Raw genomic sequence first — 18,410 nt, forward strand, 5'->3', positions numbered from 1 at the left:
AAAACTTAAAAGCGCCAGTTAAGATTTGCCCAGAGCGTCCGTCCCGGCTCATTGACTCGATCAATTTGGTCAAAGCCACTTACTGCGGCGCCTGAACGACTTAAATGCTCTGCATAGGCTTTATCGAGCACATTATCTACTCCTGCACTGAGTTGTAATGCATCGCTATATTGATAATTGGTGTTGAGTGCAAGTGTACCAAATCCAGTCGTTGCAGCGATATCCTGACCTGCAATATTCCCTTGTCCAATCGCCACTCTATGCTGGTGTTGTACTAATCTTACCAATCCGCCTAGTTGCCACTTATCGCTTAATTGGTAATTGCTTGCAATACGCAGTTGCAAAGGTGGTTGCTGAGCTAATGCGAGATTGTCAGTAAGGTTATTACCCTTTACATAGTTGATACTTCCGGTGAGTTGTAGCGCTTTGCTCGCTTGCCACATTACTTCACCCTCAAAACCGAAGGTTTCCGCGTCAATATTTCTGGTCACTTTTGACGTCATATTGATCTTTTCAAACATATTGTCGACTAATAAATAGTCGTCAATTTGGTTATAGAACACCGAGAAATTGACGTTAATGGCCTTGAACTGTTTTACCAATCCAGCATCTAATTGCAAGGTCTTTTCAGTATCGACATTAAAGGCAGAAATAGACGTTTCACTTCCTCGACTACCACCGACAACTTCCCAGTAATCGGGAAAACGCTCTGTAACGCCGAAACCGGCAAAATAGCTGCTGTTTTCAGACTGTGCTTGATAACGGCTAAATCCGCTGAATAACGTATCGTCTCTTGTTTGTAGGGCGGTTGGGTTTGGTTTCATTGACATCATTGCGTTTATCATGGTGCGATGATCTTCACTCTGCCAATCATCAATGCGTAATCCGCTAACCCATTGGCTGGAGCGACCCAATTGATATTCGAACTCGGCAAATACACCGAGCTGTCTAAATTCAGCATCTATTTGGCGCGGCATCGTTTCTACCGGATTGTTGAATTGATCTCGGCTGACTCGATTGCGGTGCTCATTTGCTTGATAATCGACACCGTAGACAAAAGTATGTTGGGCATTGACTTCTGAAGTCAACGTAAGCTTTGCGCCATAAGTTTTACGGTCAGGGTTGGAAGAGGTTGGGGTTTTCATCATCATGTTAGCAACAAAAGGACGTAAGCTATGATTGTCCATGATGTGGTCGACGTAGTTATAGTATGCGTTGAATGTTAACTCTTCAATCAGAGATGAAAGGGAGGATAATTTGATATTCAGGCCAATATTTTCTCGGTCGAAGAGGCTACCATCCATCATGCGGTCGGCATAGGCAACTTCACCATCGCTCACCCCGTAAGTGATAGAGTAAAAGGCGTCATCGTTTGGGGTATAGGCAAACTCTGTGTCTATATTCCAGCGCTCGTAAGCCGAGTGAACTTTGGTACCATTGCCATCTTCATAATCATCAGCATCGCTGTAATTTGCAGCGATCCGAGCGTATCCGCGTTCATTACCAGCCTTGATATCACTGTTAACACTGTGGCGGCCTTGGCTCGACAGCACCGCATTGGTAAAGCCAATCACTTCTGACTTAGCTAGGCGTTCATTTTCACGCTCAAACACCACAGTGGCAGCACTGTTGCCTGGACCATACAACACAGTTTGTGGGCCTTTGATGACTTTTAATGTGTCGTAGGATTGTGGCGTAATATATGCCGTTGGCGGGTCCATGCGGCTACCGCAACCACCAAGCGTTTGCCCATTATTGGCGATAATGGCAACTCTAGAGCCTGCCATGCCACGAAACACAGGGTCAGCGCTTGCGCCGCCTTTTTTAATTAGTGAGAACCCCGCAATTGAAGAGAGTAAGTCCGCGCCGTCTTGTGCTGGTAGTGGTTGGCGTACTGCTTTTGTATCCGTTGTTAGCGTAATTGGTGTTTGCATCGGTGCAATAACAACGATTTTTTCAATTTCATCGGCATGAGTTATGGGGGATAAGGAAACAATAGCAAGAGAGAGTAGAGTGCGTTTCATAAGTTCACTTTGAAGTTGTTTTGGTGAACTTATTTTATCGCTATCAGGTGCTTAGCGGGATGCGACAGATTGTCGCATCCTTTGATAGGTTACTCTATCGCTTTTATTTGAGTGTCACTCCAAACTTGCGACTTTTGATATAGCTCTGCGATATTTTGGCTGGTTACGCCAAGAGATTTTGATATGGTTTCAACACTATCCCAATCACCTTTTTCCAGAGATTCTGCAAGGTCTAGATAGATACCAAAAGCACTCGGTTTCTTCAGTAAAGTTGATTTAATTTCTTGAGATAAGGGTAACTTCGTCAATAAACTGGCCATATCGTCATCAAGAATGGCGTCCATCAGTGACATCATACCAACCAAAAATGTACTCCCAGTATCGGAGACTTTGTTGGCCTTAGTTGCTATTGCTTCCATAAAGTGTGCACGCAATAATGAGAGTGAAAGCAGCTCTTTGGGCTTTTCAGTATTAAGCTGTGAAGCAAACAATAATGAGATCAGACGCTTAAGCTCATCACTACCGAGTACAACCAAGGCTTGTTTAATCGTCGATATCTCTGCTCGGCGTTTAAATACGGCACTATTTGCATAACGAAGAAGTTTGTAGCTTAGGTTTACATCACGCTCGAAGACCTGAGTGATCCTAGCAAGGTCGGGCTCAACGCTTGAAGTCTCATAAAGCAATTCAGCCATGGCTAATTCCGAGGGGGCTAGTGCTTTGGTTTTGACCATCTCGGGTTTGGCAAAAAAGAAGCCTTGAAAATATTTGAATCCAAGCGACTTGGCGAGTTCAAACTGCTCGTAGGTTTCTACTTTTTCTGCCACTAAATCAATGTTAGGAAAATCCTGTATCGCACCTTTAATGGCATGAATTTGGTCAAGGTTAGTCGCCAAAAAGTCGACTTTTATTTGGTCGATATAAGGAAAAAAATGGCGCCACACATTTTGGTGATGGTAATCGTCAAGCGCTAGTGTATAACCTTGCTCTTTTAGCTCTTTGACACAGGCTAAGAGCCGTTTGCCCGGTTGTACTGTTTCTAATATTTCTACAACAACTTGCTCGGGGGCGAGCATTTGTACATAACCTTTAGCAAGTGTTTCTAGGGTGAAGTTAATGTAGGCTGGCTGTTGATTGGTTAAATCATCTAGGCCAAAGGTAAACTGGCTGCCCTCAACTAACCGGCTTGTCGCTTCATCGCCGTCAATTTCGGGAAATACGTTACTTAATCCATCACGAAATAAAAGTTCGTAGCCAATCAATTCCCTTTGGACATCAAAAATTGGCTGACGAGCCGCGTAAAAGTACATAGATACTACCGTCCAAACAAAATGCTATTGGCTTTAATATAAGGTAAAAGCGCAGTCAGGTCACGCTGGGAAATTGAGTTTACAGAATATGGGTAAATACAGAGCATAGGGTGAATGATAATTAACCAGTTGAATTAGGTACAAATAAAATACTATTTTGGTCAATAGTCTCAGGTGGTTGGGTGTATGGTTTGTGCGTGTTATAGTGAGGTCTTTATGTTTTTGGCTTTTATTCAAAGTGAGTTAGAAATCGAATAATTAAGTGATAGAAAAAGCTCACATTTGGAGAAGAGCCCAACTAACAATTTAGGAGGCTAATTTGGAGATTGGTACGATAATCTCTCTCGCACTGTATTTTATTGCGATGCTGGGAATTGGGTTATATGCATATAAAAAGTCGACCAGTGATGTGTCTGGCTACATGTTGGGTGGCCGTAGTCTGCCACCAAGTGTAGCAGCTCTTTCAGCTGGTGCATCCGACATGAGTGGTTGGATCTTGATGGGTCTACCTGGCGCAATGTTCCTCTATGGTTTTAGCAGTACATGGATTGCAATTGGCCTTGTGATTGGTGCTTGGCTCAACTATTTATTGGTCGCACCGCGCCTGCGTGTTTACACAGAGTATGCAAATGATGCGATCACCATTCCTGACTATTTTGCCAATCGTTTCGAAGATAAAGGAAATGCGTTAAGAATAGTCTCTGCGTTAGTGATCATTGTTTTCTTCACGCTATATACCTCTTCTGGCGTGGTTGCCGGTGGCAAGCTGTTCGAAAGTTCATTTGGCATGAGTTATGAGAGCGGCTTATATATCACAACTAGTGTTGTTGTGCTTTATACTTTATTCGGTGGCTTTTTAGCGGTAAGTCTGACTGACTTTGTCCAAGGCTGTATCATGTTTATCGCTTTGATTTTAGTGCCTTTAGTTACCTTCTCATTACTCGATAATCCACTTTCTCAAACACTGAACGAGTTAAATCCGTCGATGTTAACTTGGGTGGGATCAGCTGGCGCAATAGGCATTATTTCTGCAATGTCTTGGGGTCTTGGATATTTTGGTCAACCCCATATTATCGTGCGCTTTATGTCTGTTCGAAGTGTTAAAGATATGCCAACAGCGCGCCGTATAGGTATGAGCTGGATGATAGTCGCAGCTCTCGGTGCCGTGGGCACTGGTTTGTTTGGTGCTGCTTATGCACATGAGCATGGGATTGTTGTAGACGATGCTGAGACCATTTTCTTGATTTTATCCCAGTTATTGTTTCACCCATTGATTGCGGGATTCTTACTTGCAGCTATTCTTGCGGCAATTATGAGTACCATTTCTTCGCAGTTGTTAGTGAGTTCGAGCTCGTTAACGGAAGACTTTTATAAGATATTCTTGAACAAAAATGCTTCGGATAAAGAACTTGTGCTTGTTGGTCGTATCAGTGTACTAGTTGTAGCGCTTGCTGCCATTTATCTTGCGTACGACAGAGATAGCTCGATTCTAGATCTTGTGAGTAATGCTTGGGCAGGTTTTGGTGCGGCATTTGGCCCGCTAGTATTGATAAGCTTATTCTGGTCTCGTATGAACTTTGCTGGAGCACTCGCCGGCATGGTATCTGGTGCGGTGACTGTGTTGGTATGGATCTACGGTCCGTTTACTTATAATGGCGAGCCGCTTAGTGCGACATTATATGAAATTGTCCCAGGATTTATTGTTGCGACAGTCGCTATCTTTGCTGTTAGCCTACTGACCAAGGAACCAAGTAAAGAGATCACTACCTTATTTAATAAAGTAGAAAACGCGCTTGATTAAAGTCGGTTGAAGCGGATAAAAAAACGGAGCATTCAGCTCCGTTTTTTATTTCTCAAATATACGTATATACGGCTTAACGAGTCACTTTAAGCGTGTTCTTTCAAGTGGTTAATCACGACTTCATGGTGGTCTTTGGTTTTAAACTTATTGAACACGTGCTTGATGGTACCATCTTGACCGACTAAGAAAGATAGGCGATGAATACCGTCATACTCTTTACCCATAAATTTCTTTAAGCCCCACACACCAAACTCATCGGCTACCGCGTGATCTTCATCCGAAAGTAAGTCAAAGTTAAGCTCTTTTTTGTTTTCAAAGTTCTTTAACTTTTTCACAGCATCTGGACTAATGCCAACGGCTACGGTGTTTAATTCAGCCAGTTCAGCTTTGTGGTCACGCAGATTTTCAGCTTGAACGGTACAGCCCGGGGTCAATGCTTTAGGATAAAAATAGACTAAAACTTGATGTGACTTTAATAAAGTAGCAAGCTCAACGGTCTCGTCGTTTTGGTTTTGCAGTGAGAATAATGGTGCTTTATCACCGATTTTCAAAGTATTCATAGTAAATCCTTAGCGAATGCGTCTGAATATATAGTCTACGTTTAAGGAGTGTGAAAGATCTTCGAACTGAACTTTAAAGTTATCGATATCCACATCTACAGGAATATTAAACTCGAGCTCGCAGCGCATATGTAGCTCGTCTTCTTGCTCAAAGGTATCTGACTTCAGTGAACAAATATTCACCCCTTGCGCTGCGAAATAGCGTGTTACTTTACTTAACGTACCAGGAGTATCTAACCCTTCATATTCCAAAGTATAACCTGCACTGTATTCGCCTTGTTGATGGCTTGCGGTGCGTTTCATCATCGTTAAAAGGCCAAGCTCCATCCCTTTGGCAGGTAAAGTGTGCTCGACACGACTGATAGACGCCATGTCACCGGCAAGTAGCATGATAAAGGTAAACTCATTGCCCAATATTGCAATTCGACTGTCAATAATATTACAGTTGCAGTCACTCACAAGCTGTGTCAATTCGCCAACAATACCAGATCTGTCTTCTCCAATGGCGGTTAAGACAAGTTGATGGTTTGCATGCATGGTCATTTTGGAACCTCTGATTTCACGTAATGCGCTCAAGGTTAATAATTAACGCGAAATACTACCATATCTGAGTTTTAGCGCTAGCGCGTTGTAATAAAAAATAGAATTGTGCTTGCTGGACATGGTTGCTTGTTTTTCTAATGTATGACAAGTAACATAGGGCAAAATTTTGGCTATGAAATACGTGTTCCCAAAATATTTGATGGGACATTCGATGTCATAGCACTAACAATTCAGAGATTGTCAATTTTTGGCAACTTTGTGTGAACCAATTCGGCAATCCTAAATCATAACTTTGATTCGAATAATAATAGGGTTTGCTAAGGAGTAAATGAGTGCAGTATTGGATCCCAAAATCACTGGTTCTTGGAATTGCCGTGAGTCTAAGCGGCTGTAGTATTTTCACAAATGATGCACATCACGAAAGAAATTATCGTGCAAATGCTCCGGTGAAAGCCCCTGAAGGCTTGTCTCAACCTTACCGAGATCCTGAGTTTGCCATGCCAGTTGGTCAATATGAGAACACGGCCGAGCCGGTAAGTTATCGTGCACCGCAGCAAGTATTGACGGTTGCGCAAGGTAGTTGGGTCGAGCAGGGTGAAGACGCCGCAAGGATTTATTTTGATAAAAATGATGGGATAGAAGATTTACCAGCATTTATTTGGCGCGCCGTGGACGGCGTCGTCGCAATGCATAACGCTGGGTTTGAAAGTGATAACAAGGCACAAGGGACAGTGACGACAACTTGGTATTCACTGATCCAACCAAAAGACGGCTGGTTTTGGGAAGAAAGTGTAGAGCCGTCTAAGCAAAAATTTAAATTTACCCTGGAACAGAAAGAGCACCAGCGTACCGCATCAATTCGTGCAGAGTTGGTTGATTATCAAGGCGATGACGAGTTAACTGCGCTTCAAAAGAACCACTTAGAGGTACGAGCGCTTAATGAAGTTGTGACCGAATTTGACTATCAATATCGTTTACTACAAGTTGAAATGCGTAAGCGCCAAGGTGTACTGGCACTTGAACTTGGATTTGACAAGAATGGTGATTCGGCGCTACTGACTGAAAAAGGTCAAGAAGCGGTACTTGATCGCTTCTCTAACTTCCTAGAAAGAAGTAACTTTACGGTTGTTCGTGTCGATAGGGAAAAGCAGGAAGTTTTGGTTCGTTACGAAGCGCCTGAAAGCAGTGTTTGGGATTCTATTTGGGGTGAAGAAGCGGTTGTATTACCGATTGATAATGGTGATTACACGATAAAGATCGCTCAAGCGCAGGACACGCGTACTTCCATTACCTGGAAGGATAGCGAGGGGAATGTACTTGATGCAAACACCATGAATAACCTGCATCAAGCCTTGATCACTTTGCTAAGGCAAAAAGGTCTAACGATTTAATAAATATAATAATTTAAAAACGAAAAGAGCTTCGGCTCTTTTCTTTGTTTTTGTGGAAGTAAAAAATGACAGAGAGCACTATGACACCACGCTCCACTTTACAAACGTGGTTTGCGTTTATCGTACCGTCATTGATTGGTATTTTTTTGTTTATGACGCCAGTAGCGGTCGGGGAGGCAATGACTATCCCGATTGCAGTGATGGCAAAATGGTTGCAAGCGCAACTAGCCCCTTTTATGAAAGACATGATCGTTGCAATAGTATGTATTACTGGGATCATGAGTCTGGTGGTTAAACTCCTAAGACCCCAAGCGCTATTAAAAATAACCATAATAAGACACCTATTCGATGTAAGCTGGATTTGGTTAATAACCCGACTAGTTGGTATGGTGTTTATTGTGCTTACCTTCAATGGTGTTGGTCCAGAAGCGATCCATTCGGAAAATACAGGGGCGTTAGTGCTCAATGATCTTTTGCCCGTGCTATTTTGTGTATTCATTTTAGCCGGACTATTGCTGCCACTCCTGCTTAACTTTGGCTTGCTTGAGATGGTTGGTACGCTTCTGACCAAAGTGATGCGCCCTTTATTCGGGGTGCCAGGACGTAGTGCAGTAAACTGTGTTGCATCTTGGCTTGGTGATGGCAGTGTCGGTATTTTGATGACCGCTCGCCAATATGAAGATAAGCATTACACACAACGAGAAGCAGCAATCATTGGTACTACATTCTCTGCGGTTTCAATCACTTTTTGCTTAGTCGTTATTGGCCAAGTCAAACTTGAACACCTGTTTGCTCCATTTTATCTTACCGTATGCGCAGCCGGCTTTGTTGCCGCGATTATTGTGCCGCGTTTACCACCGCTCAGATTTAAAAAAGATATTTATGTTGATGGTAGTGATCATAATGAAGATTCTGAAGCTGTGCCTAAAGGGAAGGGGTTGTTTAGCCACTCCCTAGATATAGCGCTTACCAAGGCTAAAACGGCTCCAGGGGTGAAAGGAACACTAGAAGAAGGCCTGCACAACGCATTAGATATGGTGTTTGCTGTGTTACCTGTAGTGATGGCTGTAGGTACTTTTGCGTTGATTATTGCTGAGCATACGCCAGTATTTCAATATTTAGGCACACCTTTCGTTCCTTACCTCGAGCTACTCAATGTGGCAGAGGCAGAAAAGGCCGCGCAGACAATAGTTGTCGGCTTTGCGGATATGTTTATTCCGTCAATTCTTGCCGCAGGTTCCATTGAAAGCGATACCACCCGATTTATCGTTGCTGCCATGAGCGTAACTCAGCTTATTTATATGTCAGAAGTTGGCGCGTTGCTGCTTGGCAGCAAAATCCCGGTGAACTTATGGGAGCTATTCCTAATCTTTATCTTGCGAACACTTGTTACTCTGCCTGTCATCGTCTTCATGGCCAAGTGGTTAGTTGGCTAAAACAGGACACTCAGTAACAGAGTATACTGATAACCCACAATATTTACCCGCCTAAATATTGTGGGTCAGTTGACTAACTTCATACAGATATTCATTATTCTATTTCTCCCCATAACCGATTGGTACTAAAAATAAGCTATTAAATTCCCTCCTCGAGCAATCATCGCTAAAGCTATAGCCTAAGACACGGGGCCTAAATTGGTATAACTTAAGTTTCAGCCAATGCTTGTATTTTTAATAGGCAATTTTATAAAGAATAGTAAGTATACGAGTTTAGGTTAGTTATAAAATAATGGATTTCAAAATACGGAGGTCACTTTTGATCTAGCCATATCTGAGGTTTTAGGGGGTAGCAGAAAATATAGTCATCAGTGTATTAGGCTTTTGAAGCGTAAAAAAGCCCCATTCTAAATGAGGCTTGAGAAAAATTAGTGTTTGACAGGAAAATTATCTAGATGTGTATAAAGTACCTAACACTTCAATTCTAGCTTCAACTACCTTTCCTGATTGCTTCAGTTCAGCAAGTTTACCTAGTAAATCTTGGTTGCTGTTTACACTAACAACAGCAATTCGGCCACCGTCATACGTATTTTCAACAGCAACGCCGTACTCACTTGCTAATTCGCGTGCAGACGCATTGTCTTTCATAAGCAGGTTGATGTTACCAGATACTGGAGCAATCTCACCATTGAATATATTTTTAACTAAAGAGCCTTTAGTAAATAACTGGCTGATAGACGTCGACTTGACTAGCGCTTTTTCACCTTTTTGGCTAATTACAGCACTAGGATCTGCAATGGCTAACGGAACTAATGCATAGTCAGACATAATCTTATAAGCACCAAAATCAGGCTTTTCAAAATTTGCCACTTTGTTTACTTTCTCCAGTTTAGGAGTCAAGTTGTCTCGAGCCTCTGCTTGAGTTAAGAATAGTGAAGTTGTAATTAATGCCGCGATTTTTAACTTGTTCATAGTATACACTCCAATTACTCAGCAGATTGATGGCCAAAGATACGTACAGCTGCACCCATCAGTTTTGATGGCGTTGAATTGTTTACGTATCCATCGTAGACAATATCACCTGTGCTAGTCGTCGCAAACGACTTGTCTGACACGTCAAACAAGCGAATTGTCCACTCTCCTTTAGCTGACTCACCATAGAAGCTGTTTGATAAAAATACGCCATTTTTTAGGATATAGCCAACCTGGAAGCCAGCACCGCTAAAATCATATGCAGGGCGTATCAGTGCTTGTCTAGATGATAATAAAACGCTTCTCGTACCGCTCGGAGAGATAACTTCAATTGCCAAGTCAGAACCAGCTGTAGACTGTATAACAGCTTCATCATTTTGAATTCCCATACCAAACTCATCGTTAAATACATCCAGTTTGAATTGGATAGCTTCAACGTTGATGTCCTCTGAGACAGTCACTTTGTAAGTGGCACCAACTTCACTGTTATCAGGGATTGCCATCTCTAGAGAATCTTGACCCATTACGGAGCCTTGGCCAATCCAATCTGTAATAACTTCTTCACCAAGTTTAGTTGAGTAAGACTTGGCCATTTTAACTGCTGCACCGGCATCTACACGGCCAAAACCATAAAGGTTATTATGGCTATAGCCAGCTGCGTTTTCTACCCAGCCATCATGCGCGATAAATTCACCAGCGCCTACTGGCACCGTTACTGGCGCATTTTCGGCGTCATTTTTGGTGCTTGTTGACACAATGATATGACGTACATCTCTCCAAGTCAGCTCACTGTTCGCTGATAGGATCAGAGAGATCACGCCTGAAGCGTTTGGTGCTGCAGAAGAGGTTCCATTCATGGTTGAACGGTAATTACAGTTAGGGTTTTCTGGATGTCCAGGGTAATCGAATGGGTATTGGCTTGCAGCGAACTCCTCTCCATAAGCTCCTGTCCAACTGGCGATTGCGCGACCAGTATAACCAGAACTACCACTTAAACATGTCATTGGATCAGTCGTAACCATTGCAGGAGCCCAACGGCCATATTCCCCAGCAGGAGCTGCTGCTAACAGGTTTGCCCCAGCGCTTGAGTAACTAGTATGTTTACCATTTGAGTTAACGGCACCAATAGAGAAATAGTAAGGGTGCCCTTGGCTACTTTCACTGTTGCTATTGTAGCAGGTTAATCCTAAGTCATTTGCACCATTGTCATCACAAAATGAGCCTTCTAAGTCTTCACTTACAAAACTATTACCACTTGATTTTACGTTAGTAGCACCTTTGCCTGAACGAAGCTTCCTGTTTGGATAAGATTCAATTGCTTCATCAAGTTCCGAATAACTAAATTGAACAGGGTAGGTAAGGCCATAGCTGCGGTTGAATACAGAAATAGACTCACTTTCTGTTATCCCAGAGCCAGGAAAGCCATGAACTAAAAGATCTTGCTTTGGTGTCTTGTCACCGCTAGCTAGTAAATTCATTCCGATAAGACCAGTATCAGGCGAAACACCACGGCCGCCTAGGCCGTTCCAGCCTTTAGATGCAATCAGACCTGCAACACTAGTCCCGTGGTCACCATTAGTCGCTGTGCTCGTAGGGTCAGTTTTATCAAGCGCATTGTCAAGTAGGTTAAGAGAGCGATTTGGCAAAACGTTAGGAGCCAAATCTTCATGTCTAATTTCTAGGCCTGAGTCAACGACAACGGCTGTCACACCTTCGCCCGTTACACCCTGGGCAAATGCTGCTGGTACATTCATATCTTCACCAGCGACTAAGATGTTTGATTCTGCATCCGCAAATTCACTATTCCAGTACTCAATCGCTTGTTCTTCAGTCATAATGCCACGACCGACGTAGAGGTCGACCAAGCCTTGTTTCATTGCATCACTCAGTGCATAAGCCTTTTGACCCGTATTATTTAGGTGCCATTGTTGGTAAGCAAGAGGGTCAGTTAGTGATGCTGGGATCTCAATACTACCGTTGGCTGACTTTCCTTTTGCAGTAACAGTGTACTTAATAGTTGCCGCTTCGCCAGATATTGGCAAGTAATCAAAAGCGGTTAGGCTTTTCAGCGTTAAAATACCATGAGGAAAAGTGTAAACATTATCTACAGGCGAAATCTCTGTCTCACCGTCAAATATTGTAATTGATAGATTGTCACTATCTGCGTCGGAGGCTTGAATCGAGCCTGAAATGGTCTGCCAATGTTTTACATTTTCCAGCCGGGTAACACCAGCCTGAGGTGCATGATCTAGCTCTTGAGCTGAACTATTATTGTTGTTATCGCTTCCACCACAAGCTGATAGTGCTACTACTATCGCTGCGGATAAAGCGGTGTATTTGAATTTATTGTTATTCATATTATTTACCTTTGTACACTTTGCAGTAACGAATGTACTCAAGTAAATTAATGTTAGCAATTATATAATTTTAAGTTTTGTAAACTAAGTGTAATTAATTGTGTGTTTTTATCATTTAATTCAATTGGTTATCTTCTTTGAAAACAAATGTAAACAGTAACAAGAGGTGAAAAAAGTAACCAGAAAGGATTCCTTTCCTTTGTCTAGTAGCGCTATTAGCCGTATTTTTTTATAAGTTATTTATATCTTTTTTAACTTGATAACCTTCATCGGTAACAATTTGCTCCAGTGTTGCCACTCTTGCTTTTAATGCAGCAATCTCTGAGTGTAGCTCATCATGCACCTTTGTTCTTTGTGCGTCTATTTTTTTAAATTCCAAGCGACGTTTATAGATTTCGCTAATTATTCCTCCACCAACACTAATAAGTACAATCAAAAAAACCATTGTAGTGCCTGACATAGCCAATTTACTCCTTTTTGTTGATAAGTAATATCATGACGAATTCATTGTAGTGACGATAAAAAATGGCATCATGATTTACCACCATGATGCCATTAAGTCATCTGTAAAGTGAACTGACAATTGTCAACTAGCACTCAATAATGTTTACCGCCAATCCACCGCGCGCGGTTTCCTTGTATTTAGTTTTCATATCGTTACCGGTATCAAGCATCGTTTTAATCACTTTATCTAGTGATACTTTTTGATCGCCCGTACCGCGCAAAGCAAGACGAGAAGCATTAATGGCTTTAATAGAACCCATTGCATTGCGCTCAATACACGGAACTTGCACAAGCCCACCGACAGGATCGCAGGTTAGGCCTAGATTATGCTCCATACCAATCTCAGCGGCGTTCTCAACGTGTACTACGTTACCACCCATTATTTCGGTAAGAGCGCCAGCAGCCATTGAACACGCAACACCTACTTCACCTTGGCATCCAACTTCAGCGCCAGATATAGAGGCATTCTTCTTATATAAGATCCCAATCGCCGCTGCGGTAAGTAGATAACGTGTGGCAATCTCTATATCCACTTCTTTGATAAAAGTGTGATAGTACATTAACACCGCTGGAAGAATACCGGCTGCACCATTGGTTGGTGCAGTTACTACGCGGCCGCCCGCTGCATTTTCTTCATTAACTGCAAGTGCAAACAAATCCACCCAATCCATTGCGCGCAGTGGATCTTGGTGCGTTTCTACACTGAGTTTTAAATACAGGCTAGGTGCACGACGACGAACCTTTAAACCGCCTGGTAAAATACCTTCGGTTTTCATACCACGTTCAATACAAGCTTTCATTACTTGCCAGATGTGGAATAGCGTTTCTTTGATTTCAGATTCTTTACGTAGCGTTTTCTCGTTGGCCATCATTAACGAAGACACACTGAGACCAGACTCTTTACACATTTCCAGTAGTTCGGCGGCTGAATTGAATGGGTAAGGTGCCGGGTTTTCTGTTCTGATATCTAGCGCAGCTTGCTTTTCAGCTTCAAAATTCTGATCGGTAACGATAAAGCCACCACCAATCGAATAGTAAATTTGGCTATGAGCAAGCTCTTCGCCTTTATACGCTTTGATTTCCATTGCATTGGAGTGCTTAGGCAGCGTTTTTCGACGGTGAAAAACAATCGCGCCTTGCTTAGGAAATTTTACTTTATGTTGCTTGTCGAGATAGATAACCTGTTCATTTTCTATGGTTTCTAAGATCTCTGGTACTAGATCTGCATCTATGGTCTCAGGATCGTAACCCGCAAGTCCCAAAATAACAGCTTTGCCAGAGCCGTGGCCAATACCTGTTTGGCCTAAAGAACCGAACAGTTCCACTTTCACCGAAGTGATATCATCAACGATGCCTTGTGCCTGAAGGTCTTGTACGAATAACCTAGAAGCACGCATTGGTCCCACTGTATGAGAGGAAGAAGGTCCAATACCGATACTAAACATATCGAATGCACTGATCATAAATTTTACTCACATTGCCTTTAAAACGGACGCCATCATAACGTGTCTACTTAGGGAAGTAACCCATAATCGGCAAAAGTATATGCCAGTTTTGCAGTAAGCATGATAGAAAGGTCTCTAATCTGCAAGGTGGAGGTGGATTTTAAAAAAGGTCTTACCAGTTAAGGGCTAAAATAGGGCGGTGAACTGTTTGACGATTTTTGCCGTTGCGCCCCACAGTAAGCCATGTGGTGTCATAAATCCGTCGAGTGAAACGGGTTTGCCTTTATTGGTAAAATGGAAGGTTCGCCAATTCTCGGCAGCGCTTAATTGATTTAATGGCACCGTAAAGGTGTGTTGCACTTCGTCGCTTTGATTCACCCAAGTCGCATCTTGTTGTACAGAAGCAACAACGGGGGTGATTTGGTAGCCGGTGAGCGTTTGCATAAACGGTAATATGCCCAGTACTTGAGACTCAGAGATTGTCAGACCTATCTCTTCTTCGGTCTCGCGCAGTGCTGTGTTGATGATATTACTATCTTGTTGTTCGACTTTGCCGCCAGGAAAGCAAATTTGACTCGGGTGGCTCGGTAATTCGCTGCTGCGTTTGCAAAACAACAGGTGGGCTCGAGCGTTTACATCAACAATAGGAATAAGCACCGCACTTTGCTTTAGAGTATGCAATGTGGTTGGTGTTTGCGTCATGATGGGCGCCAACATAAATTGCGATATTACCTGATCAATCTTCATTTAATACCGGGAGAATTTTATTCACTTTGTGGTAAGTCTCTTCAAACTCTAACTGTACTTGAGAGTCTTTGACTATGCCACCACCTGCCCAGCAATGTATCTTATTTTGATGACAAACTAGGGTTCTGATAGTGATAGAGGTATCCATGTTGCCACAGGCGCTGAGGTAACCAATTGAGCCGCAATAAACGCTGCGTCTGTGAGGCTCGAGCTCTTCGATGATCTCCATGGCGCGGATCTTAGGTGCACCTGTTATGGAGCCACCGGGGAAGGCGGCTTCGAGTTGATCAACAGCACATTTTCCTTCTGCCAGTTTGGACGTTACCGTACTGACTAGATGGTGAACAGCAGGGAAGCTCTCGATAGCGAAGAGTGATGGAACCGCGACAGAACCCGGCTTGGCCACTTTACCCAAGTCGTTACGTAGTAGGTCTACTATCATGACATTCTCGGCTCGGTCTTTGCTGCTGTTTCTCAGTTTTTCAGCTTGCGCTTTATCGGCGTCAGTATTTGGTAACCTTGGCAGGGTGCCTTTAATCGGTTTAGTTTCTACAATATTGTTTTTAACTTGGATGAAGCGCTCTGGTGACAAAGAAACAATAGCACTATTGCCTAAGTTAAAAAATGCTGAGAAAGGCGCTTGGTTGTGGTTTCGAAGCTTTTTATACGCGAGCCACGGAGTGCCTTCAAAGTTAGCAGTGAATCGCTGTGCTAGGTTTATTTGATAGCAGTCGCCACTTAACAAATAAGATTGAATGCGCTCAAAGTTTTGCTCGTATTGTGCTCTAGTCATGTTTGACTGCCATTGTGACGTCAGTCTAAATGGCTCGAACGCTGAGGCGTCTTTGAGCCGCTGCAAATACATTTCTAGCCTTTGTGTATCAGGTTGCGACACATAAAACCAAGTTTTGTGTACTTTGTCATAAATTAGCGCGTCTGGATACAAACCAACACAGGCGTCGGGTAGCTTAATATCATGTTCCGCACAATGTGGTATGTGTTCAACATAACGGCCGAGATCATAGCCAAAATAACCAAGCCAACCGCCGTTAAAAGGTAAATCATAAGGAGCACTGTAATTACTAAACTGGGCAAGCTTACCTTTCATCACAGTGAAAATAGAATTACTCTGCAGTTCGCCGTCTAAAAATACATTTCCGTCTTTAGCTTCAAGTAAATTAATTGGTGCAATCGCAATGATATCGTAGCGGCTATTGATGTGATCAGAATCGCTTGAATCTAACAGGATAGCCTGAGATTCGTTTGCAAAGTGTTCAAATAATTCTAGTGCATTGTGCCTAATGTCTAATTTTGTACAGTTTATTTGCTCGTTTATCATTTACTTGACCTGCAAAGCTAGCCCCAAACGGGCGGGGAGGTTATCATAGTTACCTGCTATTCCATAGTTTAAGGTATTGAAATTGACTTTCTGACGCTGAATAACAACAATTGCCAGCGAAAGTTTCAATACCAAAAAATACCGTCGAAAATTGAGGAACCGTCATGAGTACAATCCGTCAGCAAGACTTTATTGATAGCATTGAAGATGCGCTTCAATATATCTCATTTTACCACCCACTTGATTTTGTCCAAGCATTAGAAAAAGCCTACGAAAAAGAAGAAAGTAAGGCCGCGAAAGATGCAATTGCACAGATCTTAATTAACTCACGCATGTCAGCAGAAGGTAAGCGTCCGCTGTGTCAAGACACTGGGATAGTAACCTGTTTTGTTAAAGTCGGTATGGACGTTAAGTGGGATAAAACTGACTTGACGGTACAACAAATGGTAGATGAGGGAACTCGTCGTGCCTATATGAACCCAGATAATCCGCTACGTGCATCAATCGTTGCCGATCCAGCAGGTAGCCGTAAAAACACCAAAGACAATACGCCTTCGGTAGTACACATTGACTTAGTACCTGGTGCTGAAGTTGAAGTGATGATTGCAGCGAAGGGGGGCGGCTCTGAAAACAAAACTAAAATGGTGATGCTAAATCCATCAGATGATGTTGCAGAGTGGGTAGAAAAAACATTACCGACAATGGGAGCTGGTTGGTGTCCTCCGGGCATGCTAGGTATAGGTATCGGTGGTACAGCAGAGAAAGCGGCTGTACTGGCAAAAGAATCCTTAATGGATCCGGTTGATATCCATGAGCTGATGGAACGCGGTGCCGAAACTGCAGAAGAAAAACTGCGTCTAGAAATTTTTGAACGTGCAAATAAGCTAGGCATTGGCGCACAAGGCCTTGGTGGTTTAACAACCGTTGTTGACGTTAAAATCAAAACAGCACCAACACACGCAGCGTCTAAGCCAGTGGTAATGATCCCTAACTGTGCCGCTACACGCCACGTACATTTCACACTAGATGGTTCAGGTCCTGCAGATCTAAAAGCACCAAAGCTCGAAGATTGGCCAGAAGTGACTTGGGAAGTAGGTGAAGATACGCGTCGTGTCAATTTAGATACTTTGACCAAAGCAGATATTCAGGAATGGAAAATGGGTGAAACTGTCCTGCTTTCTGGCAAGATCTTAACTGGTCGAGATGCAGCGCATAAACGTCTGCAAGAAATGATGAATTCTGGTCAAGGCTTGCCAGAAGGTGTCGATTTCACTAATAAGTTCATCTATTACGTGGGTCCTGTGGATGCTGTTGGCGATGAAGTCGTGGGACCTGCAGGTCCTACCACATCTACACGTATGGATAAGTTTACTGATCTAATGTTAGAGAAAACGGGTCTTATCGGCATGATCGGTAAAGCCGAGCGCGGTCCAGCAACTGTCGAGTCAATCAAACAGAATAAAGCCGTATACCTTATGGCTGTAGGTGGCGCAGCGTACTTAGTGGCTAAGGCAATTAAGAAATCTCGTGTTGTGGCGTTTGAAGACTTAGGTATGGAAGCTATTTATGAATTTGAAGTAGAAGACATGCCGGTGACGGTTGCCGTCGATAGCAATGGTGAGAATGCGCATACCCAAGGCCCTGCAATTTGGAAAGCACGAATTGAAGAGTTAGATAGCAAACTTAGTTGATCAGTTTTGCGTTAGTGGAGAGCATATAGTTACTTTCCACTTAAATATTTGTCTTCGGTGTTAAAGTGACGATCCGAAGCATTATTGAGGAGGCTAGCAGCCTCCTTTTTTGTACTGATATGTTTACAATGCTTATTAGCCTTCCGTTTACGTAAACAGTAACTTCAGAAAAGCTCAATAAGTTAAATTAAAATTCCTTTAATGCTTTTATTTTTGGTTTGTTTTTCCTTTGTTTTCTTTTCTTTTGAATTAAATATTTGTATTTGCTTTAAATTGGGTTTATATCATCT

14 protein-coding genes are annotated in these 18,410 nt (G+C 42.7%); 4 read left to right on the forward strand and 10 right to left on the reverse strand.

All coding sequences use genetic code 11. From position 1 onward, the window contains the following. Positions 1–5 precede the first annotated feature (5 nt). Positions 6–2,024 (reverse strand): TonB-dependent copper receptor, encoded by a 2,019-nt coding sequence (locus DS891_RS01025; RefSeq protein ID WP_174168564.1) that lies wholly within the window; start codon positions 2,022–2,024, stop codon positions 6–8. An 89-nt stretch (positions 2,025–2,113) separates the two neighbouring features. Continuing rightward, positions 2,114–3,334, reverse strand: coding sequence for an EAL and HDOD domain-containing protein (locus DS891_RS01030; protein WP_010606386.1), 1,221 nt, complete (start codon positions 3,332–3,334; stop codon positions 2,114–2,116). A gap of 319 nt (positions 3,335–3,653) precedes the next feature. Here DS891_RS01030 and putP point away from each other — a divergent pair, with 319 nt between their 5' ends. Beyond that, positions 3,654–5,135 carry a sodium/proline symporter PutP gene (gene putP / locus DS891_RS01035; protein WP_010606387.1) on the forward strand — a complete coding sequence of 494 codons (1,482 nt, stop codon included), beginning with the start codon at positions 3,654–3,656 and terminating at the stop codon, positions 5,133–5,135. Between the two features lie 86 nt (positions 5,136–5,221). Here the strand turns inward: putP and bcp are convergent, their stop codons facing one another. Both bcp and DS891_RS01045 read right to left on the reverse strand, forming a co-directional pair. Then, the gene (gene bcp, locus DS891_RS01040; protein WP_174168565.1) at positions 5,222–5,695 is read right to left on the reverse strand and encodes a thioredoxin-dependent thiol peroxidase; all 474 of its coding nucleotides are present in this window, start codon (positions 5,693–5,695) and stop codon (positions 5,222–5,224) included. Positions 5,696–5,704: 9 nt separating this feature from the next. After that, complete coding sequence (locus DS891_RS01045) at positions 5,705–6,238, reverse strand: glycine cleavage system protein R (RefSeq protein ID WP_010606389.1); 534 nt, start codon at positions 6,236–6,238, stop codon at positions 5,705–5,707. 332 nt (positions 6,239–6,570) lie between these two features. Here DS891_RS01045 and bamC point away from each other — a divergent pair, with 332 nt between their 5' ends. Together bamC and DS891_RS01055 are read left to right on the forward strand one after the other, a co-directional pair. Beyond that, positions 6,571–7,629 (forward strand): outer membrane protein assembly factor BamC, encoded by a 1,059-nt coding sequence (gene bamC, locus DS891_RS01050; RefSeq protein WP_010606390.1) that lies wholly within the window; start codon positions 6,571–6,573, stop codon positions 7,627–7,629. 65 nt (positions 7,630–7,694) lie between these two features. Then, positions 7,695–9,065: a YjiH family protein gene (locus tag DS891_RS01055; RefSeq protein ID WP_010606391.1), complete on the forward strand. Its 1,371-nt coding sequence runs from the start codon at positions 7,695–7,697 to the stop codon at positions 9,063–9,065. A gap of 447 nt (positions 9,066–9,512) precedes the next feature. On the opposite strand, the gene DS891_RS01060 is transcribed toward DS891_RS01055, so the two are convergent. The 6 genes from DS891_RS01060 to pabB form a co-directional block, all read right to left on the reverse strand. Further along, positions 9,513–10,037, reverse strand: coding sequence for a hypothetical protein (locus DS891_RS01060; RefSeq protein WP_174168566.1), 525 nt, complete (start codon positions 10,035–10,037; stop codon positions 9,513–9,515). A gap of 14 nt (positions 10,038–10,051) precedes the next feature. After that, complete coding sequence (locus DS891_RS01065) at positions 10,052–12,394, reverse strand: S8 family serine peptidase (protein ID WP_174168567.1); 2,343 nt, start codon at positions 12,392–12,394, stop codon at positions 10,052–10,054. Between the two features lie 229 nt (positions 12,395–12,623). Further along, a complete protein-coding gene (locus DS891_RS01070; RefSeq protein ID WP_174168568.1) occupies positions 12,624–12,854 on the reverse strand; it encodes a hypothetical protein in 231 nt (76 codons plus the stop codon). Between the two features lie 130 nt (positions 12,855–12,984). Then, a complete protein-coding gene (locus DS891_RS01075; protein WP_010606395.1) occupies positions 12,985–14,361 on the reverse strand; it encodes an L-serine ammonia-lyase in 1,377 nt (458 codons plus the stop codon). Between the two features lie 168 nt (positions 14,362–14,529). Next, entirely contained in the window at positions 14,530–15,090 is a 561-nt protein-coding gene (locus tag DS891_RS01080) for a CoA pyrophosphatase (RefSeq protein WP_174168569.1), read from the reverse strand. Then, entirely contained in the window at positions 15,080–16,429 is a 1,350-nt protein-coding gene (gene pabB / locus DS891_RS01085; protein ID WP_174168570.1) for an aminodeoxychorismate synthase component I, read from the reverse strand. Before pabB ends, DS891_RS01080 begins: the two co-directional genes overlap by 11 nt. A gap of 164 nt (positions 16,430–16,593) precedes the next feature. Between pabB and DS891_RS01090 the strand changes: the two genes are divergently transcribed. Further along, a complete protein-coding gene (locus DS891_RS01090; RefSeq protein ID WP_010606398.1) occupies positions 16,594–18,120 on the forward strand; it encodes a fumarate hydratase in 1,527 nt (508 codons plus the stop codon). The last annotated feature ends 290 nt before the right edge of the window (positions 18,121–18,410 follow it).

It is taken from the genome of Pseudoalteromonas sp. JC28 (assembly GCF_013319255.1).
Lineage (GTDB): Bacteria > Pseudomonadota > Gammaproteobacteria > Enterobacterales > Alteromonadaceae > Pseudoalteromonas.

What these genes read in the sequence shown, in the direction of transcription:
- DS891_RS01030 (WP_010606386.1), bottom strand. Translation starts at nt 3,334, where the DNA reads ATGTACTTTTACGCGGCTCGTCAGCCAATTTTTGATGTCCAAAGGGAA.
- bcp (WP_174168565.1), bottom strand. Translation starts at nt 5,695, where the DNA reads ATGAATACTTTGAAAATCGGTGATAAAGCACCATTATTCTCACTGCAA.
- DS891_RS01090 (WP_010606398.1), top strand. Translation starts at nt 16,594, where the DNA reads ATGAGTACAATCCGTCAGCAAGACTTTATTGATAGCATTGAAGATGCG.
- DS891_RS01045 (WP_010606389.1), bottom strand. Translation starts at nt 6,238, where the DNA reads ATGACCATGCATGCAAACCATCAACTTGTCTTAACCGCCATTGGAGAA.
- DS891_RS01060 (WP_174168566.1), bottom strand. Translation starts at nt 10,037, where the DNA reads ATGAACAAGTTAAAAATCGCGGCATTAATTACAACTTCACTATTCTTA.
- pabB (WP_174168570.1), bottom strand. Translation starts at nt 16,429, where the DNA reads ATGATAAACGAGCAAATAAACTGTACAAAATTAGACATTAGGCACAAT.
- DS891_RS01075 (WP_010606395.1), bottom strand. Translation starts at nt 14,361, where the DNA reads ATGATCAGTGCATTCGATATGTTTAGTATCGGTATTGGACCTTCTTCC.
- DS891_RS01070 (WP_174168568.1), bottom strand. Translation starts at nt 12,854, where the DNA reads ATGTCAGGCACTACAATGGTTTTTTTGATTGTACTTATTAGTGTTGGT.
- DS891_RS01065 (WP_174168567.1), bottom strand. Translation starts at nt 12,394, where the DNA reads ATGAATAACAATAAATTCAAATACACCGCTTTATCCGCAGCGATAGTA.
- DS891_RS01025 (WP_174168564.1), bottom strand. Translation starts at nt 2,024, where the DNA reads ATGAAACGCACTCTACTCTCTCTTGCTATTGTTTCCTTATCCCCCATA.
- DS891_RS01080 (WP_174168569.1), bottom strand. Translation starts at nt 15,090, where the DNA reads ATGAAGATTGATCAGGTAATATCGCAATTTATGTTGGCGCCCATCATG.
- DS891_RS01055 (WP_010606391.1), top strand. Translation starts at nt 7,695, where the DNA reads ATGACAGAGAGCACTATGACACCACGCTCCACTTTACAAACGTGGTTT.